This is a genomic window from Syntrophomonas curvata (assembly GCF_052976825.1).
On record NZ_CM129641.1, the window covers coordinates 1,070,065 to 1,091,674 of the forward strand.

The 21,610-nt window shown below is 49.0% G+C and carries 21 protein-coding genes; 14 read left to right on the plus strand and 7 right to left on the minus strand.

Going from position 1 to position 21,610, the window contains the following annotated elements; genetic code table 11:
- The first annotated feature begins 13 nt into the window (after positions 1 to 13).
- The gene (locus ACU70B_RS04605; protein ID WP_447185172.1) at positions 14 to 1,069 is read left to right on the plus strand and encodes a hypothetical protein; all 1,056 of its coding nucleotides are present in this window, start codon (positions 14 to 16) and stop codon (positions 1,067 to 1,069) included.
- Between the two features lie 87 nt (positions 1,070 to 1,156).
- Positions 1,157 to 1,819, plus strand: coding sequence for a virulence protein (locus ACU70B_RS04610; RefSeq protein WP_447185173.1), 663 nt, complete (start codon positions 1,157 to 1,159; stop codon positions 1,817 to 1,819).
- An 82-nt stretch (positions 1,820 to 1,901) separates the two neighbouring features.
- Here the strand turns inward: ACU70B_RS04610 and ACU70B_RS04615 are convergent, their stop codons facing one another.
- The 4 genes from ACU70B_RS04615 to ACU70B_RS04630 form a co-directional block, all read right to left on the minus strand.
- Positions 1,902 to 2,909, minus strand: a complete 1,008-nt coding sequence (locus tag ACU70B_RS04615; RefSeq protein ID WP_447185706.1) for a phage major capsid protein — start codon at positions 2,907 to 2,909, stop codon at positions 1,902 to 1,904.
- Positions 2,910 to 3,384: 475 nt separating this feature from the next.
- Entirely contained in the window at positions 3,385 to 5,715 is a 2,331-nt protein-coding gene (locus tag ACU70B_RS04620) for a phage/plasmid primase, P4 family (protein WP_447185174.1), read from the minus strand.
- A 39-nt stretch (positions 5,716 to 5,754) separates the two neighbouring features.
- Positions 5,755 to 5,922 (minus strand): hypothetical protein, encoded by a 168-nt coding sequence (locus tag ACU70B_RS04625; RefSeq protein ID WP_447185175.1) that lies wholly within the window; start codon positions 5,920 to 5,922, stop codon positions 5,755 to 5,757.
- Complete coding sequence (locus ACU70B_RS04630; protein ID WP_447185176.1) at positions 5,897 to 6,127, minus strand: hypothetical protein; 231 nt, start codon at positions 6,125 to 6,127, stop codon at positions 5,897 to 5,899. Before ACU70B_RS04630 ends, ACU70B_RS04625 begins: the two co-directional genes overlap by 26 nt.
- Before the next feature lie 184 nt (positions 6,128 to 6,311).
- Between ACU70B_RS04630 and relB the strand changes: the two genes are divergently transcribed.
- From relB to ACU70B_RS04685, 11 genes are all read left to right on the plus strand, one after another.
- A complete protein-coding gene (gene relB, locus ACU70B_RS04635; protein WP_447185177.1) occupies positions 6,312 to 6,755 on the plus strand; it encodes a type II toxin-antitoxin system RelB family anti-toxin in 444 nt (147 codons plus the stop codon).
- Positions 6,739 to 6,951 (plus strand): hypothetical protein, encoded by a 213-nt coding sequence (locus ACU70B_RS04640; RefSeq protein WP_447185178.1) that lies wholly within the window; start codon positions 6,739 to 6,741, stop codon positions 6,949 to 6,951. The genes relB and ACU70B_RS04640 overlap by 17 nt, the downstream gene beginning before the upstream one ends.
- On the plus strand, positions 6,951 to 8,303 hold the full coding sequence (locus ACU70B_RS04645) for a tyrosine-type recombinase/integrase (protein ID WP_447185179.1): 1,353 nt from the start codon (positions 6,951 to 6,953) through the stop codon (positions 8,301 to 8,303). Before ACU70B_RS04640 ends, ACU70B_RS04645 begins: the two co-directional genes overlap by 1 nt.
- Positions 8,304 to 8,737: 434 nt before the next feature.
- Positions 8,738 to 9,613, plus strand: a complete 876-nt coding sequence (locus tag ACU70B_RS04650) for a bifunctional 5,10-methylenetetrahydrofolate dehydrogenase/5,10-methenyltetrahydrofolate cyclohydrolase (RefSeq protein ID WP_447185180.1) — start codon at positions 8,738 to 8,740, stop codon at positions 9,611 to 9,613.
- 38 nt (positions 9,614 to 9,651) lie between these two features.
- Complete coding sequence (gene gcvT / locus ACU70B_RS04655) at positions 9,652 to 10,752, plus strand: glycine cleavage system aminomethyltransferase GcvT (protein ID WP_447185181.1); 1,101 nt, start codon at positions 9,652 to 9,654, stop codon at positions 10,750 to 10,752.
- 107 nt (positions 10,753 to 10,859) lie between these two features.
- Positions 10,860 to 11,243 (plus strand): glycine cleavage system protein GcvH, encoded by a 384-nt coding sequence (gcvH, locus tag ACU70B_RS04660; protein ID WP_447185182.1) that lies wholly within the window; start codon positions 10,860 to 10,862, stop codon positions 11,241 to 11,243.
- 12 nt (positions 11,244 to 11,255) lie between these two features.
- On the plus strand, positions 11,256 to 12,569 hold the full coding sequence (gcvPA, locus tag ACU70B_RS04665) for an aminomethyl-transferring glycine dehydrogenase subunit GcvPA (RefSeq protein WP_447185183.1): 1,314 nt from the start codon (positions 11,256 to 11,258) through the stop codon (positions 12,567 to 12,569).
- A complete protein-coding gene (gcvPB, locus tag ACU70B_RS04670) occupies positions 12,569 to 14,017 on the plus strand; it encodes an aminomethyl-transferring glycine dehydrogenase subunit GcvPB (RefSeq protein WP_447185184.1) in 1,449 nt (482 codons plus the stop codon). Before gcvPA ends, gcvPB begins: the two co-directional genes overlap by 1 nt.
- Before the next feature lie 36 nt (positions 14,018 to 14,053).
- Positions 14,054 to 15,436: a dihydrolipoyl dehydrogenase gene (gene lpdA / locus ACU70B_RS04675; protein WP_447185185.1), complete on the plus strand. Its 1,383-nt coding sequence runs from the start codon at positions 14,054 to 14,056 to the stop codon at positions 15,434 to 15,436.
- A gap of 16 nt (positions 15,437 to 15,452) precedes the next feature.
- Positions 15,453 to 16,433, plus strand: a complete 981-nt coding sequence (gene lplA, locus ACU70B_RS04680) for a lipoate--protein ligase (protein WP_447185186.1) — start codon at positions 15,453 to 15,455, stop codon at positions 16,431 to 16,433.
- An 84-nt stretch (positions 16,434 to 16,517) separates the two neighbouring features.
- The gene (locus ACU70B_RS04685) at positions 16,518 to 17,414 is read left to right on the plus strand and encodes an MBL fold metallo-hydrolase (RefSeq protein WP_447185187.1); all 897 of its coding nucleotides are present in this window, start codon (positions 16,518 to 16,520) and stop codon (positions 17,412 to 17,414) included.
- On the opposite strand, the gene ligD (ACU70B_RS04690) is transcribed toward ACU70B_RS04685, so the two are convergent.
- From ligD (ACU70B_RS04690) to ku, 3 genes are all read right to left on the minus strand, one after another.
- The gene (ligD, locus tag ACU70B_RS04690) at positions 17,394 to 18,338 is read right to left on the minus strand and encodes a non-homologous end-joining DNA ligase (protein WP_447185188.1); all 945 of its coding nucleotides are present in this window, start codon (positions 18,336 to 18,338) and stop codon (positions 17,394 to 17,396) included. The two genes, ACU70B_RS04685 and ligD (ACU70B_RS04690), sit on opposite strands and share 21 nt — an antisense overlap.
- Before the next feature lie 66 nt (positions 18,339 to 18,404).
- The gene (gene ligD, locus ACU70B_RS04695) at positions 18,405 to 19,331 is read right to left on the minus strand and encodes a non-homologous end-joining DNA ligase (RefSeq protein ID WP_447185189.1); all 927 of its coding nucleotides are present in this window, start codon (positions 19,329 to 19,331) and stop codon (positions 18,405 to 18,407) included.
- A 5-nt stretch (positions 19,332 to 19,336) separates the two neighbouring features.
- Positions 19,337 to 20,179: a non-homologous end joining protein Ku gene (gene ku / locus ACU70B_RS04700; RefSeq protein ID WP_447185190.1), complete on the minus strand. Its 843-nt coding sequence runs from the start codon at positions 20,177 to 20,179 to the stop codon at positions 19,337 to 19,339.
- A 220-nt stretch (positions 20,180 to 20,399) separates the two neighbouring features.
- Here ku and ACU70B_RS04705 point away from each other — a divergent pair, with 220 nt between their 5' ends.
- Positions 20,400 to 21,578, plus strand: coding sequence for a coenzyme F420-0:L-glutamate ligase (locus tag ACU70B_RS04705; RefSeq protein ID WP_447185191.1), 1,179 nt, complete (start codon positions 20,400 to 20,402; stop codon positions 21,576 to 21,578).
- The last annotated feature ends 32 nt before the right edge of the window (positions 21,579 to 21,610 follow it).

The window sequence follows — 21,610 nt, forward strand, 5'->3', positions numbered from 1 at the left end:
GGGGGGATGCTTTATGCTTGAAAACCAGAATGAAATAAAAAAGATAACCTCCAGTTTGATTAAGTACTTTGATTCACAACACAAATGGGATATTTCCAGACTTTTGAAGGCATCATACCCATCTTCCGAAGAAATAGCATATGACAATTGGAACGGCGGAACTTACATATATGCACTTATCTATGAACTGGAAATTGATGATTATTTACAATTTCGACCGTTGCTTGAAATATTCACTAACGAAATTAGAGAGGCTGCCGAATTATTTGTCCGTTCAAATTACGAACAGTTGGGCGAAGTTCGGATAGTGCCTATATGCAGGGAATATTTAAACTGGAGTGAATTGGTGGGCATAGCGACTAAAAAAGATGTTCTTGATAAAATAGAAGAATTAAAAAATCTTATGATAGCTGTTTCAACAGGTGGGCCGCAAATCAAAACCGTTGATAACGAGTATAAGAAAAACTATGTGCTTCTAGATCAGTGGCTGGAAACACTTGGTGTTGATAATCCGAACCCATATAAAAGTCTATGGGACTGGTATGGTAGATGGAGTCAGTCAGATTTGAGCACTTATGCATCCAGAAGATCATTTATTCCCAATTTGTATCAGCCGCTGATAGACATTATAACTAAGTCTACTGAGGATTCTATTACAACAGAGTATGAACCAACAGGATGGGATAGAGTCGATAGAGCCGTGTATGAAATGAAAAAACGATTAGCTACGGCGACAACTGAAGAACAATTTCAGGCAATTGGTATGCTTGGTAGAGAAACGATAATTACTGTAGCACAGCAGGTTTTTGATAAGTTAATTCACAAAACGGAAGACGGAGTTGAACCAAGTGAAACTGACGCAAAACGGATGCTTGATGCGTTTTTAAATTATGAACTATCAGGAGCGTCTAATGAAAGGACTCGTAGATTTGCGAAGTCAGCAGTTGATATGGCGAATCACCTTACACATGATCGAATGGCAACTAAAAGAGATGCCTCCATGTGTTTGGTTTCTGTAACCGCAGTTGCATCACTAATAAAATTAATTCAAGAGAATGCCAGCAATTAAGTTACTAATGTTCACAGAAATGATTTGCAATCTGTACCCTACAGAGCGATGTATGTAGTACCAAAACAGAAAGGTGGTACTGCATATATGGAAACGAAGATCGCATACAACGTTAAAGGAAAGGAACGCCAGGAACTGGCAAAGGCTGTAGGCGAGGTACTGAAAACGGCCCCGGTATATAAAGGAGTCCCCAGCTGTGCATACGAAATAGGCGATTGCTTATTGGACAGGCAGGGCACCCTCCTGATTGGCAGCAGCCTTGATAACGAAACAGTTAACCACCTGCTTGCCCACCTGGAGGAGCGCGGATTTGCAGGTAAGGCCGCAGACATCGCTAGCCGAGAGCATAACGGCCTGGTAATTTCCATGCCGAGGGATAGCTTCACCGACCAGTCGCTTAACAATCTTATCCGGCTGGCAGAGAGCAAAAGTAACCTGCTAATAAATGCGTTTGGCACTGATTCGCCTGCACCAGTTATTACCGAGGACACAGTCAGCTTCCCCTGGTTCCCCGAAACCACAGAATCGGACGAGGTTAACGCCTACACCCAGTTCGTTTACAAGCTGTGTGAGATGGCAAGAAACCAGAAGCGGGTTATTGCCCAGGTAACAGAAACCGACAACGAGAAGTACGCCTTCCGCTGCTTCCTCCTGCGGCTGGGTTTCATCGGCAGCGAGTACAAGACGGTGCGGAAAATACTGCTCCGAAACCTTACCGGCGATTCCGCATTCCGGCATGGTAAGAAATAATATACCAGCGGTCATCATCGGCAACAAAGGAAATAGTCACTGAATCCAAAATTGGATTCAGCGACTATAGCCAATACTGCAGTTATACAGCCATTTTAAGCACCTTGACCGCTTCCGGAAGAATTAGCTTGCCATCCATACGCTCATAGGCTGTAAAGCCAATCTGCCCCTGAATACTATAAAGTTCTTTCAGCCGTTTGATGGCTAAAGGCTGGCGTTCAATCACCCAATAATAGGAAAGTTCACCAAAGGCGATAGGTTTTGTTCCCGCCGCCGCTACCGGCATCGATGGTGTGGTAATGACCGGCTTGCTGAAAATGGTGTCACCCTGGGCATTCCAGATAGGATTCCCGGCGCTGTCCTTCAGAGTACGAAGCGCCATGGCTGTATCATCATGCATCAGGAATACCGCATTGGCTCGGTATTCAGGCTTTAGGGAAAAGTACAGTTTCACCACTTCATCATAGGCGATAACCGTTTCACTTGCCGCCGTTATACCCACCTCGGCTCCAGTATCACTTAAAAGGCCGGTAGGCTGGTCAATGCCAGTACCGTTAAGGAACGCTGCCTCCTCCGCCCTGCCAAAGCGTCTGGCGAAAACATTGAGCAGGTAATTCTCAATGTCAAAAGCATTATCAGCCACAAAGGATTCCTTGAGCCTGACTAGACTCGCCAGCTTGTAGGAATAGACAGGAAACTGCGTTATGGTATCGGAACTTTCGTTATAGGCTTGGCCATCAGCAATCCAGTCTGCCGTTCCTGTGGATGTGACCGCCTGAATAGTTCCCTCTGGCGATGTAGTTCTTATCACCGTACCTAGCCTGCGGAATACATTATCCCTGGCCAGGGACTGGTCAAGCTTTGCCCTAAACTCCTCCGGAGTCAGATAGCCACCATTACCATCCATCTTTTCAGACAGGGCTGAGAGGTTGGCATTCCTTCCCCGCATAACGTTCCAGAAGCTTTGTCCATAGGTATTTGTCATAATAGATTCCTCCATTTCTAATTTTTGGGGCTTAATTCCCCGTTTGAATCTGAATTTTTTTGCGCGAAACCCGCCGCCCGTTCTTCTGTTAAAAGCCGCAGGGATTTTCTCCCCCCTGGGGGTTAATGCCTGCGTGAACCATCTGGTCTCTCATCGCATATCAAGCAACGGTACTTGTTCACCCGGTTCTTCGCGTTAACCAACTGTGAGCTGCACCTAGGGCATCTGACCTTGTGGTAAATAACCCTCTCGTTTGGTTCAGTGTTATGAAGATCAAAAGAGCCATCCGCATTCTCCACCAGGTAGTACCGGTAGCCCTCTCCTCTATCGCGAATTAATAAAACATTACCGGGGTAATAGCGAGGGCAGAGTATGTTGTTTTTATCCGGGACTAGAACGTAGTTTTTTAACATAACATTCACTCCTTCCTTTTTGCCTGTTTTTAACACAGGGGGGAACCCCCGATTTATCAAGGGTTTTAAGTCTTTGTCGCAGGATGTCGCAGGTAAAAAGTAAATTTTCTATACGAGAGCGTTTTTTAAATAACCTGTTTTTGCTGCGACAACCTGCGACAAGGTGTTTAAAGAGCCAAAAATCTATCCTCATCAGACAGCTTGTAACCTATCAACAGCGTGGTTTCACTGCCGCCTGACCTTGGCCGCTTGCGTTCCACCCTGGCGATGGCCGAAAGCGCCTGCTTAAAATTCCTGGCGTTTTCAGAGTAGCAACCATTATCCCGACACCAAATCTGGTAGCGGGCGTAGACCTCTGATGTCCGCACCTCACTGTTAGGACTTGCTTGAAGAACATCCTCGAAAAACAATGCGATCTTATCACTGTCGTGACGATATGCTTCAGTAGCTGCCCTGACCGCCTGCGGCTGTGTAAACCCATCCCGTTGAAGCATCTGGTAGCCCTCGATCAGCCAGTTTAATATAGCGCTCTGGTTCTTTGACTTGGTAAACTCCCGCTTTAAGGTTTTATCCTGCTCATCCTCCGCAAAATGACGCTCAAAGGGTATGATCACTACTCTGCCGCTAGTAAAGAGTGTCATATCGTTAATCACCGGCAGATAATTGGTGTTGATATACAGCTTGAAGCGGGGCGAGAAGTCAAAGGAATTCTCATGCAGAAACCGAGCATTGATGCTGTCGCCACCGGTCATGCTTTTGACCTGGGCGGCATTTAGCACCAGTCCCCGGCTGGGCTCAGAGATATTGGCAAAGCGTACTCCGGCAAGCCTAGCGATATCCTCACTGGGACTCCCGCTGTTATTGTTGTTCTTTAAGCTGATGGTTTCCGGACGAGCGGTACAGCCATAGCTGCCCAATACCTTCAGGACACTCTCGCATAACGTGCCTTTACCGTTCCTGGTGGTTGCCCCGTATAAAATAAACAGGCATTCATAGCTGGTATCGCCGCTCATACCGTATCCGAAAGCCTTCTGCAGAAATTTGGCTTTTTCATGGTCTCCGCTCATAATCTCATGTATAAAAGCTTCCCAGCGAGCACTTTTAGCTGCCGGGTCATACTTCACCCCGGATATCTTGGTCAGCTTGTCCTCGCTGCTGTGGGGCTTGAACTCCATGGTCTTGAGGAACAAGGTACCGTTGGCGCAATTAAACACATACGGGTCTTTATCGAACTCGGCCATGGCTATTGGATATACACTCTGCGCATCTTTTAAGACCGTCTCGCGATAGCGGCGAACCTGCCACTTGCGGCAGTAGTCGATATAATCGTTACGCCGGTTCTCATCTTTGATGCTTACGGCATATATGAGCAGCTGGTTAGCCAGAGACTTGCAGAATTCCATAGCTTTCAGGTTGCCGACATCAGGTACCCATATCCCACCCTCATAGCAGTACCACAGCTTTCGCTCTGGAACATAGCGAGCGACAGATTTGTAATAGTCGGCAAAAAGCCTGCTGGCTCCGATGTCAGTCCAGGGATAGAGATCATTGCTCTCCGGATGCAGATCGGCCAGGGTATACTCGCCGGGAGCAAAATCTTCCGCAATAGAGGAACGTTTACCGTAGGGCTTGTAGTAATCGCTAACGTTGGACAGAGCTTTCTGTATGGTTAGCATCCCGTAGGTGCTGCCGGATTGCGCCCTGTCCCACTTGTCACGCATAAGAGCGCTCCTGCGAAACAGTCGGTCGATTTGCTCTACATCACCTCCGCACCAGAAGGCCAGCATGGAACATAAAGCCAAGTCCGCCTCGCTGGGGGAAGCGTAGTCTGTAATATCACCTTTCCATAATGCCTTGAACTTATTGCCCTGCGCCGAGGAGAACGCCTTTTCAATGACTGAATCGTCATACAGGTACGATTGACCTGCCGCAGCCGGAAATGTATGTGCCTGCACCGGACGCTTCATATACTTATCCAATATGGCTTGCAGGGCTTCGGTTTTTTCCAGCACATCGCCTTCGCGGTAGACATTGCCGGTCAGGGTTACGAAGCGGTTGGTCGCTCCAGACACATATACTTCCAGACCAAGCTTCCGGTTGTTGATATAGTAGCGGGTCTTATCATATGTGAAACCTGGTGAAGCAAAGGCAATCCGCAGGCCATTACCGGAGGGACTTTTCTCCATATAGCAGCCATCAAAGCGGTCAGCGATATCCTTAGCCCAGGGTTTCAACAGACCAGCTTCAGTAAAACAGTCATCCAGATCGAGAAAATTTATTTCATTGCCGACCAGGAAACCGATACCATCGTAACTGCCTACTGCAGTTATGGTAGTAGCATAATCCCGGAAGGTATCAAGCCGGTCGGTTTTGGCTCGTCTGCCGGTTGCCGGGTCGTAGGGCACCTTGGTTTTCTTACCGTTTCGCTGTTCATATTTAAAGCAGCAGAAGCGATTCTCATCTTTAATCCGCTGCGGCAGGTTATCGTATGGCGTCAAAGGCGCACCTCCTCCCCGGTATGAATAACCTTGTGTTTATTAGTCCTCAAATGTGGTTTCATCGTCCTGTTCACCAGCACAGTCATTACATAAAAACCCGCCATAAATAGAATCACGCTCGGTGCATTCAATGAGTGTTTTTATAATCCCCAAGACATCAGCTTTGGTTTGTACGCCACAGTTAGCGCATTCGACGCATACCTTCATCCTCACACCCCCCTTCACCAAAATCCCCAGTACCTAAAGCAGCAAGCTGCTCGCACAGCTTGTCGAAGTTCACTAAGGCTTTCCTGCCGACGAATAAGGCTGGCAATCGGCCTGCTTTTAACATCAGGCGCAGGGCGTGTTCAGGAAGAATGCCCGTTGCCGCTATTTCCCGGATGGTCATCATTTTTGGTTGTTTCGCTTCCATGAAATTCCCTCCTTCTGTGAGATTCTATAATTTATGATATAACATTTAGTGAGACTTGTAAATAGATAATCTCACGCTTAGTTACCTTTAGGTGGTATACGGAACTCAATGTACTAACATAATGTTATAAATAACTTGCCAATGTTAACAGTTAGTGATACTATAGCAGTGCGAGGTGATAAAAATGTTTGCAGACAGATTGAAGAAAATCCGGGCTGAAAAAGGCATGACCCAGGTACAGCTAGCTGAAGCCCTCGGCGTTTCCAAAGGTACCATCGCTATGTGGGAGACTGGCAAGCGGGAACCGAACTTTGAAACATTAAATGAGCTGTCGGAGATTTTTGATAAACGTATCGATTATATACTGGGGTATTCCAATGACGCATCCTCTCCCAAAATGACCGAGGAGGAGATTGAAAAGCTGGGTGTGTGGGCAGCGGAGGAAAGCTTCCAAGAAACTGTAATTAATTATTTAAGGCTCGATGAATATGGGAAAGCAGCAGTAGAAAGCCTTATCCTTGCTGAATTAGCACGATGCCGGGAGCAGGATACGCTTTTCCCTGCCAGCGACTTCTTGGTCAGCATCCGCTTGAAAAAGGAGGTGAAGGACGATGCCGAGCGTAACTAAAAGGGGCGATACCTTCCGCATTACAGTCAGTTTGGGTTATGACATGGATGGTAAGCTAATTCGCAAAACGACCACATACAGGCCACCAGAAGGCAGCAGCGAGAGCCAGGCGAGGAAGCTTGCTGAAGCTTATGCTTACGATTTTGAAAAGAAGTGCGAGGATAGGCACTACACTAAAGAAGAAGGGATGAACTAATGGCGTCGATCAAAAAGCGAGGAGATAGCTTTCGAATCATGGTTTCCCTCGGGTACGGCTTGGACGGACGGCAAATAAGAAAGACCACCACTTACAAGCCGCCTGAAGGTGTAACCGAGGGCAAGGCGAGGAAACTGGCCGAGGCATACGCTCATGATTTTGAGAAAAAGTGCCGGGGAGTAACCAACCTCGGAGAGAATATGCGATTTCATGAACTGGCCGAGTGGTACTATTCTGAAATTGCTCCCAATGTGGTTAAGGGTATTACCATCTACAATCAGAAGCTGCTCTTGGATTTATACGTCATGCCGGAATTTGGGCATTTGAAACTAAAGGATATATCGACAGCCAGGCTGGATGAAATGTTCAATTACCTGAAGCGGGACGGAGGCCATAGGGCTTATTACGCCTTGATTGACACAAACAGCATACCGTTAGGAACAAGGCGGGAAACGGCGAAATTGGTGGGCATCCAGGAAAACATAATATACAGGCTCACTAGTGGTGGCAGGGTGAACCTGGCAACGGCTGAAAAGATTTCGGCGGCGCTTGGGAAGAAAAGAAAAGACCTGTTTTATCTGGTATATGAAAAAGGTGGGTTATCGGCCTCCACAGTAGGCAGAGTGCGAGGGGCGGTGTCGGCAATCTTTACCACAGCCGTCCGCAAGGGGATGCTTGAGAAGAACCCAGTCGCAAACACTACACCTCCGAAAATTGAGCATACGAAGAAGCCGTTTCTTGATGACAGTCAATGCAAACGGCTTCTCTCTATTTTGGATAAGCAGGACAATGCTCAACTGAAGGTAATGATTACGATGCTTTTGTATACGGGGCTTCGCTCCGGAGAACTACTCGCCCTGCGCTGGGAGGATATTGATTTTGAGAATGGCATTATTTCCGTATACCATACCTTGACGCTTCTGCATGGGGAATACATCCTATCAAGGCCAAAAACCAAATCCAGCGAGCGGATGATTAAGGCTCCACCGGAACTAATTGAACTTCTTAAGGGGCATAAACGCTGGCAGGCGGAACGTAAGCTAAGATTGGGCGCAGCCTGGAATTACTGTGGACAGGTTTTCACCAACGAAAAAGGCGGCTTTTACAACCGTACTACCTTAAACCAGCAGTTCAAAAGGCTTCTTAAAAAGAACGATCTGCCTGACCTGCATATACACGACCTCCGCCATGCTAATGCCAGCCTGTTGATTAACTCAGGGGTACCAGCCAAGGTGATAGCTGAACACCTTGGCCATCAGAGCACCCAAACCACCGAGAATGTTTACAGCCATGTGTTTGCCGCAAGCAAGGCAAAAGCCACCGAAGCCATTAGCCTAGCGCTAAACAAATAGAATGGGGCATACGCAATCCGTAGTTCCTCTCGGGAAATGAGCCGCCGTTCCTGGAAAAGTACAGAACCGGGTACGGCGGCTTGGTGTTTGGTGTTTATTTGGTGTTTTAATCTATGAAAAAGGGCAAAACGGTGCCATACGATGCTAAACACTGAAAGCCTGAAAAGCCCGAGTTACCGCACTTTATTGCACTATGCTATACGATATGATACGCCTTCGTTAGTTTCGGTGAAGATGATCTGAACCCACAAATTATAGAATTATAGGAGCGAAATAAGGGGACGTTCTTTTGGTTTCCTCTTTCAGAAGGAAACCAAAAGAACGTCCCTGTTTGCTTCTTTTCTGCATACTGCGATACTTCAAGGGGAAAATAGAGATAAAACGTATTTTCTTGCCAAAATAAATGAAATTATTTTAATATAAGGAGGATAGAAATGGAAAACGATGATCCGAGATTATTATACGGAAGAAAATTAGCCGATGCTATGCTTGATGAAGTGGCCGGTGAAGTGAAGGAATTGAAAGAAGCCGGTGTCGAGCCTTTTTTGATGACCCTGGAAGCCGATGATGATACAGCGTCGAAAGTCTACCGGGACTCCCAGCGGCGGATTGCCAAGCGGGTGGGGATAAACTACGAAACCATAGAATTATCTCCTGCCACCTCCCAGCAGCGGCTCCTGAACTATGTGGACCGCATTAACCGCGACCCTTTTATAAACGGGCTGATAGTAAACCTGCCGCTTCCTGAACATATAAATACGACTGCGGTGCAGTGGTCGATTGCCCGCAAAAAAGATGTGGAAGGGGTTACCCCCTGCAACCTGGGGGGGCTTTTTCTGGGAGCTGAAGGGCTCCGCCCCTGTACAGCTCAGGCTATCCTGGCTTTGATTAAATCTACCGGTATTGACCTCAGGGGCAAAGAAGTGGTAATGGTAGGTCACAGTGAAATTGTTGGCAAACCAACCGCCCTGTTGCTGCTGCATGAAGACGCCACCGTCAGTGTTTGTCATTATGCCACCTCCCAGCGGGGGTTACTCGAGGAACACGTCAGAAATGCTGAAGTGCTGGTGGTGGCGGTAGGAAAACCCGGTTTAATAAAGGGGGAATGGATAAAAGAAGGAGCGCTGGTGATTGATGCCGGCATAAGCACGGTTGACGATAGGATTGTCGGTGACGTTGAATTCGAATCAGCTCTCAAGCGAGCATCCTACATTACCCCGGTTCCCGGCGGCGTAGGTGCGGTAACCGTAGCCTATTTGATGAAAAACACGATTGAGGCCCTGCGCTGGCAGATGAATGAAAAAAGCTAATCAACTATAATAGTAATAATCACTTAAGGAGGGATAAAATGCCTTTGAAACAGACACCGCTATACGAAATGCACCAGAAATACGGCGGCAAAATTATTGATTTCGGGGGATGGGCGCTACCGGTACAATTCGAAGGGATTATCAAAGAGCACCATATGGTGCGCCAGAAAGCCGGGCTCTTCGATGTTTCCCATATGGGGGAAATCAGCGTTAAGGGGGCAAGGGCCGAAGAATTTACCCGTTATCTGGTCACCAATGATATTAAACAGCTGAAGGACAACCAGATTGCCTATACCCTCATGTGTTATCCTGAGGGCGGAGTGGTGGACGATCTGCTGGTGTACAAGATTTCACCCCAATATTATTTCCTGGTAGTAAACGCTGCCAATCTGGACAAAGATTTTGCCTGGATCAAGGAGCATGCATTTTCGGGTATAGAGGTAAAAGACCTGTCCGACAGCTATGCTCAGCTTGCCATACAGGGGCCGGAGGCCCAAAGGATACTCCAGACTATTTCCGACACTGATCTCTCCGCCATAAAATTCTTCTGGTTTAAACCTGACGTAAAAATTGCCGGGGCAGAGTGCCTGGTCTCCAGAACCGGTTATACCGGTGAAGATGGTTTCGAGATCTACGTCAGCCCGGACCAAGCCGCTTATCTTTGGGAAGAAATCCTTAATGCCGGGGGAGAAGATATTGCTCCGATTGGACTGGGAGCCCGAGACACTTTGCGCTTTGAGGCCAAGCTGCCGCTCTACGGACAGGAGCTCGATAAAGATATAACCCCTCTGGAAGCAGGACTGGGATACTTTGTCAAACTGCAGGGTGATGACTTTATCGGCAAGGAGGCGCTGGTCAAGCAAAAAGAAGCCAACCCCGATCGGGTGCTGGTTGAATTTGAAATGCTGGGTAAAGGCATACCCCGTCCCCACTATGAGGTGGAAAAGGATGGAGACAATATTGGCTGGGTTACCACCGGCGCTCACTCACCAACCTTAAACAAGGCCATCGGCTTAGCCCTGATTAAGCGCGAATACAACCGGCCGGGTGAGGAAATAGATATTATGATTCGCAATAAACCAGTAAAAGCCAGGATAGGCAAGGGTATTTTCTATAGCAAAAACACCAAAAACAAGTAATTTGAACCCGCTATCGGGTATACTACCAGGGGGAGCAACCGTAAGGACATCAGGACGGGCCTGACCAACCCCTTTAGCTACAGTAAATTTTAATGGAGGGATAGTTAATGAACATACCGAACGACCTGCTGTACACCAGTGAACACGAATGGCTCAGAGTTAATGGAGAACAGGCTTACCTGGGGATCACCGACTTCGCCCAGCATCATCTGGGTGATATTGTTTTTGTCGAACTGCCCGAAATGGATACCGAGATTAGCATTGGAGAATCCATTGCTGTAGTAGAGTCGGTAAAGGCCGTTTCTTCAGTCTACAGCCCGCTTACCGGTACGGTGGTGGAGAATAATGAAGAACTGGAAGACTCTCCGGAACTGCTTAATCAAGATCCTTATGCCAACCATATTGCTATTATCAGCATCAGCAACAGGGATGAGTTAAATGACCTTATGTCTCCCGAAGCATACGCCGCTTTTTGTGCGGAACAGGAGTAGGGAGGAAGTAAGATGAAATACACTCCCAATTCGCCGGCAGTGATAAAGGCGATGCTTGACAGTGCTGGATTCAGCAGTATGGATGAGCTCTTTGCCGATATCCCCGATGCCGTAAAATTAAAAGGCGAGCTTAGTCTGGGCCCGGGCCGAGGTGAGATGGAAGTGGGGCGGGAGCTTAAAGCACTGGCCGCCCGGAACCTTAACACTGAAGATTATCCCTGCTTCCTCGGTGCCGGTGCTTACGACCACTATATACCGGCAGCGATAGATCAGCTTCTGCTGCGCTCTGAATTTTATACTGCCTATACTCCCTATCAACCGGAAATCAGCCAGGGGATACTGCAGTCCATATTCGAATATCAGAGCATGATCTGCCTTTTGACCGGTATGGATGTAGCCAACGCTTCCATGTATGACGGGGGCAGTGCTCTGGCTGAGGCCTGTGCTCTGGCCTGTGCCAACGCCAAAGGAAAAAAAGTCTTGCTGCCGGATACCATCCACCCCGAATATCTGCAGGTGTTGAAAACCTATGCCATTTCCGGGAGAATGGAAATAGTAACCGTTGCTTCCGAAGAAGGGGTCTGCGGCCAGGAGCAAATGCTCGCGCTGATTGACAAGGACACCGCCGCTGTGGTTATTCAGCAGCCTAACTTTTTCGGTAATCTGGAACAGGTACAGAATCTGGCCGAAGCTGTCCACCAGAATAAAGGTTTTCTGGTTATGGCGGTTGATCCCATATCCCTGGCCGTTTTAAAGCCACCGGCAGAATTGGGAGCGGATATTGTGGTCGGAGAGGGACAGGCACTGGGCAACAGCTTAAGCTTTGGCGGACCCTACCTGGGCTTTTTTGCCGCCTCGAAAAAATTCCTGCGCAAGATTCCCGGCCGTATAGTGGGACAAACCACCGACCTTGAAGGTAAAAGGGCCTTTGTTTTAACCCTGCAGGCGCGGGAACAGCATATTCGCCGGGAAAAAGCCAGCTCCAATATCTGTTCCAATGAGGCCTTGAACGCCCTGGCTGCCACTATTTACCTGACCCTGGTAGGAAGGGCGGGATTGCATGCTATTGCCACCCGCTGCCATCAACTGGCGGTCTACGCCGCCCGGGAATTGGAGAAAGCCGGATTGAAATTAAAATATCAACAGCCCTTCTTCCGTGAGTTTGCTGTTTTATTGGATGACCCGGCCGGAGCCAACCGCAGACTCCTGGAAAACGGTATCATCGGCGGCTACGATTTAAAAGACGCCATGCTGCTGGCCTTTACCGAGAAAAGAAGCAAAGCCGAAATTGACCGGCTGGTTGCGGTGTTAGGAGGTAAGGCATAATGAGTAAACTGATATTTGAAAAAAATATGGAAGGAAGCAACACCTTTACCATACCCCCGGCGGAAGTACCTGAGGTGGATATCAGGGAAAGCATCCCGGCTTCTTTGCTGCGGGAAACACCGGCCCATCTGCCTGACATCAGCGAAGTGGAAGCGGTAAGACATTTTGTCGACCTTTCCCACAAAGCTTTTGGTGTGGACAATGGGTTTTATCCCCTGGGTTCCTGCACCATGAAATATAGCCCCAAAATTAACGAATGGGCCGCCCGTTTGTCCGGATTCGCCAACCTTCACCCTTATCAGCCGGCGGAAACCGTTCAGGGAGCCATGGAACTGCTTTACGACATGCAAAACCTGCTGGCGGAAATCACCGGTATGGATGCTCTCACCCTGCAGCCTGCAGCCGGAGCTCATGGCGAGATGACCGGGGTAATGATTATAAAGGCTTATCACCGGCAGCGCAATGATCATCAGCGAACCAAGATGATGGTGCCGGACTCTGCCCATGGTACCAATCCGGCTACGGCCAATATGGTCGGTTTTGATGTAATCGAGGTAAAATCCAATAGCCGCGGTCTGGTCGATATAGAGGACTTAAAGAGTAAAATGGGCCCGGAAGTGGCCGGTTTGATGTTGACTAACCCTAATACTCTGGGATTATTTGAAGAAGAAATTCAGGATATTGCCGCCGTTGTCCATGAAGGCGGAGGGCTGCTTTATTACGACGGCGCCAATCTCAATGCGGTAATGGGCATATCCCGTCCGGGAGATATGGGCTTTGACGTAGTTCATCTCAATCTGCACAAAACCTTCTCCACACCCCATGGCGGAGGCGGCCCCGGTTCCGGCCCGGTAGGAGTTAAATCCCATCTGGCCGATTATCTGCCTGTTCCGGTGGTAGGCAAGCAGGGGAATAAATTTGTCTTCGACTATGACCGTCCCTTGTCTATCGGCAAGGTTAAAAACTTCTACGGCAACTTTGGGGTTATAGTCAAGGCTTATGCCTATATCCTGACCCTGGGGGCTGAGGGGATAAAAGACGCCGCTCAGCAGGCGGTTCTTAATGCCAATTACCTTCGCCAGCAGCTTAAGCAGTACTACCATATACCCTTTGACCGCCTGTGCAAGCATGAGTTTATCGCCACGGCTAAAAATCAGATGGATGAAAACGGGGTCACTACCCTGGATATTGCCAAGCGTTTGACTGACTATGGCTTCCATCCGCCGACCGTCTATTTCCCGCTTATAGTGAAGGAGGCCCTGATGATTGAGCCTACCGAGACTGAAACCCGGGAGAGGCTGGATGACTTTGTCCAGGCCATGGGCCGCATAGCCGAGGAGGCCCGCCAGCAGCCGGAAATTTTAATCGGAGCTCCCCATCTTGCGGTGATAAAACGGGTGGATGAAGTGACAGCGGCCCGCAATCCCATTGTCAAGTGGGAAGGATAGATAAAAACCATAACTTGATATAGGAGACATGTTAAGATGAAGGATTTAGTCATAATCGGAGGGGGACCGGGGGGATATGTGGCAGCTATCAGGGCACGGCAGTTGGGAATGGATGTAACCCTGGCCGAAAAAGAAGCGTTAGGAGGCACCTGCCTTAACTGGGGCTGCATACCCACCAAGGCCTACTACCGCAATGCCGAGATCATGCGCAACTTGTCCCGGGCGACGGATTTTAACGTATCGGTTGAAGGCCTAAAATTTAATATGGAACAGGCCCGGGAGCGCAAGGAGCGGATCGTGAAAACCCTGGTTGGAGGAGTGGAAAAACTGCTGGCCGACCATGGAGTTGAGGTGCTTAAGGCCACTGCTCAAGTGATAGACCCTAACACGGTCAGTGTGTCCGGTCAGGAAATCAAGACCCGGCATATATTGCTGGCTACCGGGTCAACTCCTGCTAGCCTCCCTCTTCCGGGCATGGAACTGGATGGAGTGGTGGACAGCACCGGGTTGCTGAAGATAGATAGCGTACCACCCCGCCTGGCAGTAATCGGGGGCGGGGTAATCGGTCTGGAATATGCCTGTATTTTCAATGCCTTTGGCAGTCAGGTGACGGTGATCGAATACCTGCCCACCATACTCAATCTGCTGGATCGGGAAATCAGCAAGCGCCTGGGAGTATTCCTGAAAAAGCAGGGAATCACGGTGCATAGCGGTACCGCTCTGGAAAAAATCGAAAAGAACGGCGGCGAGCTGGTGCTTACGGCTAAAGGTAAAAAGGGTGATTTAAACATTACGGCCGATCTGGTCCTGGTTTCCGCCGGGAGAAAACCTTTGACCGATGGGCTTAATCTGGAGGCTTTAGGTATAGCAACCGATGAGCGTGGGTTTATCAAGGTTGATGAAAATTTTGCCACCAATGTACCCGGCATTTATGCTATCGGCGACGTGATCGGCGGTCTGATGCTGGCTCATGTGGCCTCGGAAGAAGGCATCGCAGCGGTAGAGAAAATAGCCGGACATAAAGGTCAGGTTCATTATCATGCTGTCCCCAGTTGTATTTTTACCTTCCCGGAGATTGCCACCGTAGGCATGAGTGAAGAGGAATGCGCAAGCCGGGAGATGAATTACCGGGTGGGCAAATTCAATTTTGCCGCCAACGGCAAAGCCTTGACCCTGGGCGAAACCGACGGGCTGGTCAAAGTGATAGCCGATGAAGACGATGTTATCCGGGGGGTGCATATATTAGGCCCCCATGCCAGCGATTTGATTTTGGAGGGCACCATACTGGTTCAGGAAGGGATAAAAGCCTCTGATTTTGCCGGTATTATCCATGCTCATCCCACTTTAGGGGAAGCATTGATGGAAGCGGTACTGGATGTAAACGGCCGGGCCATCCATCTCTCCCCCCGCAAGCGCTGATTAGGGTGAAATATTGATGCTGGAAATAATTAATCGGTCAAATGACCCGTATTTTAATCTGGCCCTGGAGGAGTATCTGCTTAACCGGAGAGATATCAAAGAGGATGTCTTCCTGCTCTGGCAGAACCGCCCGGTAGTAGTGGTAGGCCGGAATCAGAATACGGTGGAAGAAATAAACCGGGAATTTGTCCGCAGCCGGGGCGTAGAGGTGGTGCGCCGTATATCCGGGGGCGGCGCAGTTTATCATGACCTGGGAAACCTCAATTTTACATTTATTGCCCATGAAGAGCCGGGCCTCAGCCTGGACTTTGCCCGTTACACCGCTCCGGTTATCAAAGCCCTGGGGCTTATAGGGGTTAAGGCAGAAAATCAGGGGCGTAATGACATCACCATACAGGGCAGGAAGTTTTCCGGCAATGCCCAATGTCGGCTGCGCGGGCGGGTCATGCATCATGGCACCATTCTCTTTGACAGCAATCTGGAAGACATGCAGCAGGCCTTGACCGTTGATCCCGCCAAAATAGCTTCCAAGGGTGTCAAATCAGTAAGGAGCAGGGTGACCAATATCAAAGAGCATATCACATCGCCCTTAACTATTGCTGAGTTCAAGAACGTTCTCAGCAGCGCTATCGATAAAGGCAGGGAATGCCGGGAATTGACCCCTGCCGAGCAGTCGGCGGTAGAATCGCTGCGGGACAACAAGTTTCGCCGCTGGGAATGGGTATACGGTTTTTCGCCGCCGTTCAATGTACGCAAATCCCAGCGCTTCGAATGGGGCAACATTGATTTTCGTATTGAGGTAAAAAAGGGTCTGGTCAAAAAGTGCAGAATTTATGGCGACTTTTTTGCTACCGGGGATATTGGTATTATCGAGCGGCAGCTTATCGGCTTATGCTACCAGGGCGAAGATATGCGACGGGCCCTGGAATCCCTAAACCTCCCTTCCTACATCCCTGAGGCCCAACCCGGCGAGATAATTGATCTGCTGCTCAAATAACTTTAACGCATGCTGTGAAAACCGTTATTTCTTGCTGGTGGATTAAAAATATTTCTGCCCGGCGGGCTGGAGGTTAATATGGATATGCAGCTTTTGCAAGGCCGCACCTGGTGGCTGGACTTTCCCAGTGCAGTCGGTATCTACCTTTTCCCCGACAAAACCTGCTTATTGGTCGACAGTGGAGCCAGCGAGAATTTTGGCCGGCGTATACATAGGATAATGGAAAAACGCGGCTATACGGTGCGGGCTTTATTCAATACTCATGCTCATGCCGACCACTGCGGCGGCAACCGCTACCTGCAGAAAGCGACCGGTTGCCAAATCTATGCTTCCCCGCTGGAAGCCGCTTTCATGGAAAACCCCCTACTGATACCATATGGCCTCTATTCAGCCAGTCCCGTAAGGGCATTGAAAAACAAATTCCTCATGCCCGAGGCTTGCCGGGTGGCTTGCCGGGTAGATGAAGGGGAGCTTTTTATAAATGGGTGTGTTTTTAAGGTGCTGGAACTTCCTGGTCACAGCCTGGGCCATTTGGGCCTGATTACCCCTGATGGAGTCCTGTTCGCCGGCGACAGTCTTATAAGTAAAGATAAATTGAGCGAATTTCCTTTTCTCTATCTGGCTGACGTGGAAAAACAACTGGATACCCTGAATCTATTGCGGAATATTAATGTGAAGAGGATATTTTTAGCCCACGGCGGTCTGCAGGATGATGTTCATGATCTGATCGACAGCAATTACCGGATGCTTACGGAACTGCTGGATTGTACCCGGGGACTTATAAATCAGCCCCGGACGCGGGAGGAAATGCTTCCCCTGCTGGTCGAACGGTTTAGATTGCCGGTAAACCGCAACCAATACTTTCTTATTCTCGCTACCCTATCTGCCTGCCTTTCCTACCTCTGCAATACCAAACAGGCAAAAGTATATATTGATAATAACCGCCTTCTCTTCATGTTGTCAGGAGGGCGGGATTGTTGACAACCTTTTGCTCAGCCTGATCCCCAGTTGCCGTGAGGCTGCATCCAGGGATTGGCGGTCCCTCAAGACCGGGGCAAAGAGTTCGCCTACCTTTTTCAGGCGGGGAATAATAGTCTTTATATTGAAATCGGCGGGGGTAACACGATTGACTTCGTCCCAATATAACGGCGCGGATACGGTAGCACCGTGACGAGGGCGGACACTGTAGGCAGAGCAGAGAGTTTTGCCTTTGACATTCTGCAGGTAATCCACATAGATTTTTGCTCCCCGTTTTTTGACCGTCCGCTCTATCGTGGCGCTGTCAGGCGCCATGGTGCAGATGATTTCCGCTGCCGGACGGGCGAATTCACGGATATCTTCGTAAGTGTAGTCATTTTTGACCGGTACATATACATGCAGGCCTTCCGAACCGGAAGTCTTGATATAACTGCGCAGTCCCAACTGGTCAAGCACCTGTTTGGTCAGGAGGGCAACTTTTCTGACCTGGGCAAAGGTGTTTCCGGGTGAGGGGTCAAGGTCAAACACTACAAAATCAGGATAATCCTCAGAGGCGAACCTGGATAGCCAGGGGTGCATCTCGATACAGGCCTGGTTGGCCAGCCAGGCCAGAGCAGCACTTTCTTCCACCAGAATGAAATTAATCTGGCGTTGGGATTCAGTTGAATAATAGGGAAAGGTGTTGATCCACTCGGGAAGAGAGGCGGGGGCGTTTTTCTGATAAAAATGCTTATCCTCAATCCCGTGGGGATAGCGGGTGAAGACCATGGGGCGGTCCCGCAGATGGTCCATTATATAAGGGGCCACCTCCAGGTAATAGTGGATCAGTTCCCCTTTGGTATAGCCCTCGCCAGGCCAGAGCACCTTGTCCAGATTGCTTAAGGCAAAACTGCGGCCTTCTATACTTACCGTAGTACTATTAGCCATCTGTCTTTCTCCTTATACGAAAATGGATGCGGGTCACACAGGTAAAAATATTTTTCGTGTTCTTGTTCACATCTGACATTTCCGGGGTGCGCTTTTTAAAAAACCCTTTATAACCGGTGAGCGCAGATGCATGTTATCTGTCCACTCGGCATATTCCACTTCAACAACCAGGCGAGGCTCTATAAATTGCGCTTCCCGGGTCAGGGCGGAAGGCAGGCCGGCAAAAGGAGAGCTGCTGATCTGCAGATCGCGCAGCCTCATATCCGCTTCTTTCCATTGCGCTTCACTCATACCACTGCCAGCCCGGCCCACATAATGCAATGATTCCCTTTGATAAACACCCAGCAGCAGGGAATTAACTATGCCGTTTCTGGTACTATAGCCCCCGACCACACAGGCCTGGCGGCGACGGTATTTGATCTTGAACCAGTCCCGGTGCCTCTTCCCCGCCTGGTAATGACTGTTTTTTCTTTTGGCCACGATACCTTCCAGGTTGGCTGCCTGGACAGCAGCGAGAAGACTGGTGCCGGAAGTGAAGTCCTCTATCAGATGGATGGCCGCTTCCGGCTTAACCAAATCCTGCAGGCGCTGCTGCCGTTCTGTCAGGGGCAAGACCCGCAAATCCTGGTCACCCTCCCGCAGAAGATCGAAAACGATATAACTTACCGGTATCTCCTGCAGCAGAAGTTTAACCTGCTGTTCGGAACGGGTGTTATCCCTGCTCATTACTGTCGGAAAACTCGGTTTTGAGTCCTTGAAGGCCACAACTTCTCCATCCAGAACTGCCCTTTTACCCTTTAAAAGCGATGTCAGCAACTGCAGTTCGGGATATTGTGCCGTACGGTTATTAAGCCTTTTATTGATTAATTCGACCCGGTTGGCATTCACGTAGGCCAGCATCCGCACCCCATCCCATTTTAGCTGGTAGGTAAATTCTTGGTTATCAAAAACCTGGTCATGCAAAACCGGCTCCATCGGCTGAATAAGATCCATTTAAACTAACTACCCGTTTTCGCTTTACGTCCTTTTTTTTTCACCGCAGCGTCCCCGGCGCCGTCCTTTTGCCGGTTTTCCTCAGCCAGCTTTACACTGGCCTGCAGCGCTTCCATCAGATCCACCACTTTGCCCCTGTCACTAACTGCCGGAGCATTGACCACTTCTTGGCCGGCAATTTTGGCATCAATCAATTCCCGCAGAGCCTGACGGTACTCATCATGGTATTTTTGGGGTTCGAAGTCTACTGACAGGTTCTCAATGAGGCTGACCGCCATCTTGACTTCATTTTCGTGGAGCCGGGCACTTTCCAGGCCCGGATTGAGGCTTGCCGGAGAGCGAATTTCATCGGGATAGAATATGGTTTCCATCAAGAGCAACCGATCCTTGACCCGCAGTGCCGCCAGGGACTGCTTGGTACGAATAATTACCCGGGCAATAGCCACTTTGCCGGTTTTATTCATGGCCTCGATCAAAAGCGAATAAGCCTTCTCCCCACCGGCGGCGGCTTCCAGGTAATAACTTTTGTCGAAATAGACGGGATCTACCTGCTGTAAATCGACGAAGTCCAGAATATCAATGGTTTTGGTGTTATCCAGGGGTATGCGTTCCAGATCCTCCTCATTTAAAACCACATAATTGCCTTTCTGGTATTCATATCCTCTGACAATTTCTTCACTGCTTATTTCCCGCCCACAGCGGGGACAATATTTGTGATACTCGATCGGGGACATACACTCCCGGTGCAGATAGTTGAACTTAATATCCTTATTTTCCGTAGCCACGTACATTTTGACCGGAATATTCACCAGCCCGAAACTTACTGCACCCTTCCAAAGCGTTCGCATCTGCCGTCACCTGCCTGCCTTGATACATAGAATTGCTGTGCGGTTCACTGTTTTTAAAAGATACCGTCTCTGTCTTTAGCTTTGCTTCTTTATCAGGCTTTTATTCCCGTAAACACCGGCTGTATACTTTTTGCAGGCCTTGATAAAAAGAGTATTTTGAGGTATATTTTAGCGGGGACTCATGTACCTGTCCCAAATACAAGTTTAAAGGGTGTTGCAAATGGGCAAATTACCTGATTATTTTGGAGTATCTGCTTTTGGTATTAAAATGGGGGTTATAGTACCGGGAAGCGATGTAGTGGATATGGCGTATGAATCACTGCTTAAATGTAATGAAGATGGTTTTCTGGATCACGGAGATACGATTTGTATAACCGAATCAGTTGTTGCCAGAGCTCAGAACAACTACGTTACGGTTAATGATATAGCTTCACAGGTACGCAAAAAACTTAAGCTCAGAGCCGACGGTAAAATAGGGGTGTTATTTCCCATCCTGAGCAGAAACCGCTTTTCCATGATAATGAAAGGCTTGGCCGCAGCTGTTCCGGAAGGTCATGTAGTGGTTCAGCTTTCTCATCCTGCCGATGAGGTGGGCAATCAAATCCTGCCTTATGATTTTGCCGAGAAACTGGGAAAAAACAATGGTGAAGTTATAAATCTGGATGATATCGGAGTTGAGCGTTTTCGGCATCCTATCACCGGGGTTGATTATATCGAACTATATCAGGATATTATCCGGGAGCAGGCCCGGGGCAGCACCATATTCTTGAGCAATGATCCCTTGCAGATTCTGGGTTATAAACTGGACGGAGTCATTGTCGCCAATATCCATAAAAGGGAAAAAATCAGGCAAAAACTGGCTGCGCAGGGACAGGACTGCATCACTCTGCAGGATCTCTGTAATGAAGGGGCGTCCTGGTCTGAGTGGGGGCTGCTGGGAAGCAACATATCCTCAGGGGACAAACTGAAGCTTGCTCCCCGCGAGGCAGATGTGGTGGCGGAGAAGATTCAGGCTAGAGTACGGGATGGACTGGGCAAGAACATTGAAGTCATAGTCTATGGTGACGGTGCTTATTGCGACCCGTCTACCGGTATTTATGAACTGGCCGATCCTCAGCCCGCTTTTGGCATGACCGCAGGACTGCGGGGCAAGTATCGGGAAGGACTCAAGTACAAATACCTAGTGGATAAAATGCTGGACGAAGGGGTAGGACTCGAGGCCATTGAAGGCAAGCTGGAAGAAAAGAAGAAAGAGGGCTTTGGCCGGAATTCGTACGAAACGGAAGGTACTACTCCGCGCAAAGCGGAAGACCTCATCGCCAGTCTGGCTGATTTGGTAAGCGGTTCAGCTGATGCAGGAACCCCCCTGATCCTGGTTAAGGGTTTTTTGGGAAACTAGGGAATAAAGAAGCAACTAAGGCAGGGTTATAC

Bases quoted from the DNA above. Each gene is read 5' to 3' on its own strand.
- gcvT (WP_447185181.1), top strand. From the start codon at position 9,652: ATGCCTTTGAAACAGACACCGCTATACGAAATGCACCAGAAATACGGC.
- gcvPB (WP_447185184.1), top strand. From the start codon at position 12,569: ATGAGTAAACTGATATTTGAAAAAAATATGGAAGGAAGCAACACCTTT.
- gcvPA (WP_447185183.1), top strand. From the start codon at position 11,256: ATGAAATACACTCCCAATTCGCCGGCAGTGATAAAGGCGATGCTTGAC.
- ACU70B_RS04640 (WP_447185178.1), top strand. From the start codon at position 6,739: ATGCCGAGCGTAACTAAAAGGGGCGATACCTTCCGCATTACAGTCAGT.
- lpdA (WP_447185185.1), top strand. From the start codon at position 14,054: ATGAAGGATTTAGTCATAATCGGAGGGGGACCGGGGGGATATGTGGCA.
- ku (WP_447185190.1), bottom strand. From the start codon at position 20,179: ATGCGAACGCTTTGGAAGGGTGCAGTAAGTTTCGGGCTGGTGAATATT.
- ACU70B_RS04610 (WP_447185173.1), top strand. From the start codon at position 1,157: ATGGAAACGAAGATCGCATACAACGTTAAAGGAAAGGAACGCCAGGAA.
- ACU70B_RS04630 (WP_447185176.1), bottom strand. From the start codon at position 6,127: ATGGAAGCGAAACAACCAAAAATGATGACCATCCGGGAAATAGCGGCA.
- ligD (WP_447185188.1), bottom strand. From the start codon at position 18,338: ATGGCTAATAGTACTACGGTAAGTATAGAAGGCCGCAGTTTTGCCTTA.
- ACU70B_RS04645 (WP_447185179.1), top strand. From the start codon at position 6,951: ATGGCGTCGATCAAAAAGCGAGGAGATAGCTTTCGAATCATGGTTTCC.
- relB (WP_447185177.1), top strand. From the start codon at position 6,312: ATGTTTGCAGACAGATTGAAGAAAATCCGGGCTGAAAAAGGCATGACC.
- lplA (WP_447185186.1), top strand. From the start codon at position 15,453: ATGCTGGAAATAATTAATCGGTCAAATGACCCGTATTTTAATCTGGCC.
- ACU70B_RS04650 (WP_447185180.1), top strand. From the start codon at position 8,738: ATGGAAAACGATGATCCGAGATTATTATACGGAAGAAAATTAGCCGAT.
- ligD (WP_447185189.1), bottom strand. From the start codon at position 19,331: ATGGATCTTATTCAGCCGATGGAGCCGGTTTTGCATGACCAGGTTTTT.
- ACU70B_RS04605 (WP_447185172.1), top strand. From the start codon at position 14: ATGCTTGAAAACCAGAATGAAATAAAAAAGATAACCTCCAGTTTGATT.
- ACU70B_RS04705 (WP_447185191.1), top strand. From the start codon at position 20,400: ATGGGCAAATTACCTGATTATTTTGGAGTATCTGCTTTTGGTATTAAA.
- gcvH (WP_447185182.1), top strand. From the start codon at position 10,860: ATGAACATACCGAACGACCTGCTGTACACCAGTGAACACGAATGGCTC.
- ACU70B_RS04625 (WP_447185175.1), bottom strand. From the start codon at position 5,922: ATGAAGGTATGCGTCGAATGCGCTAACTGTGGCGTACAAACCAAAGCT.
- ACU70B_RS04685 (WP_447185187.1), top strand. From the start codon at position 16,518: ATGCAGCTTTTGCAAGGCCGCACCTGGTGGCTGGACTTTCCCAGTGCA.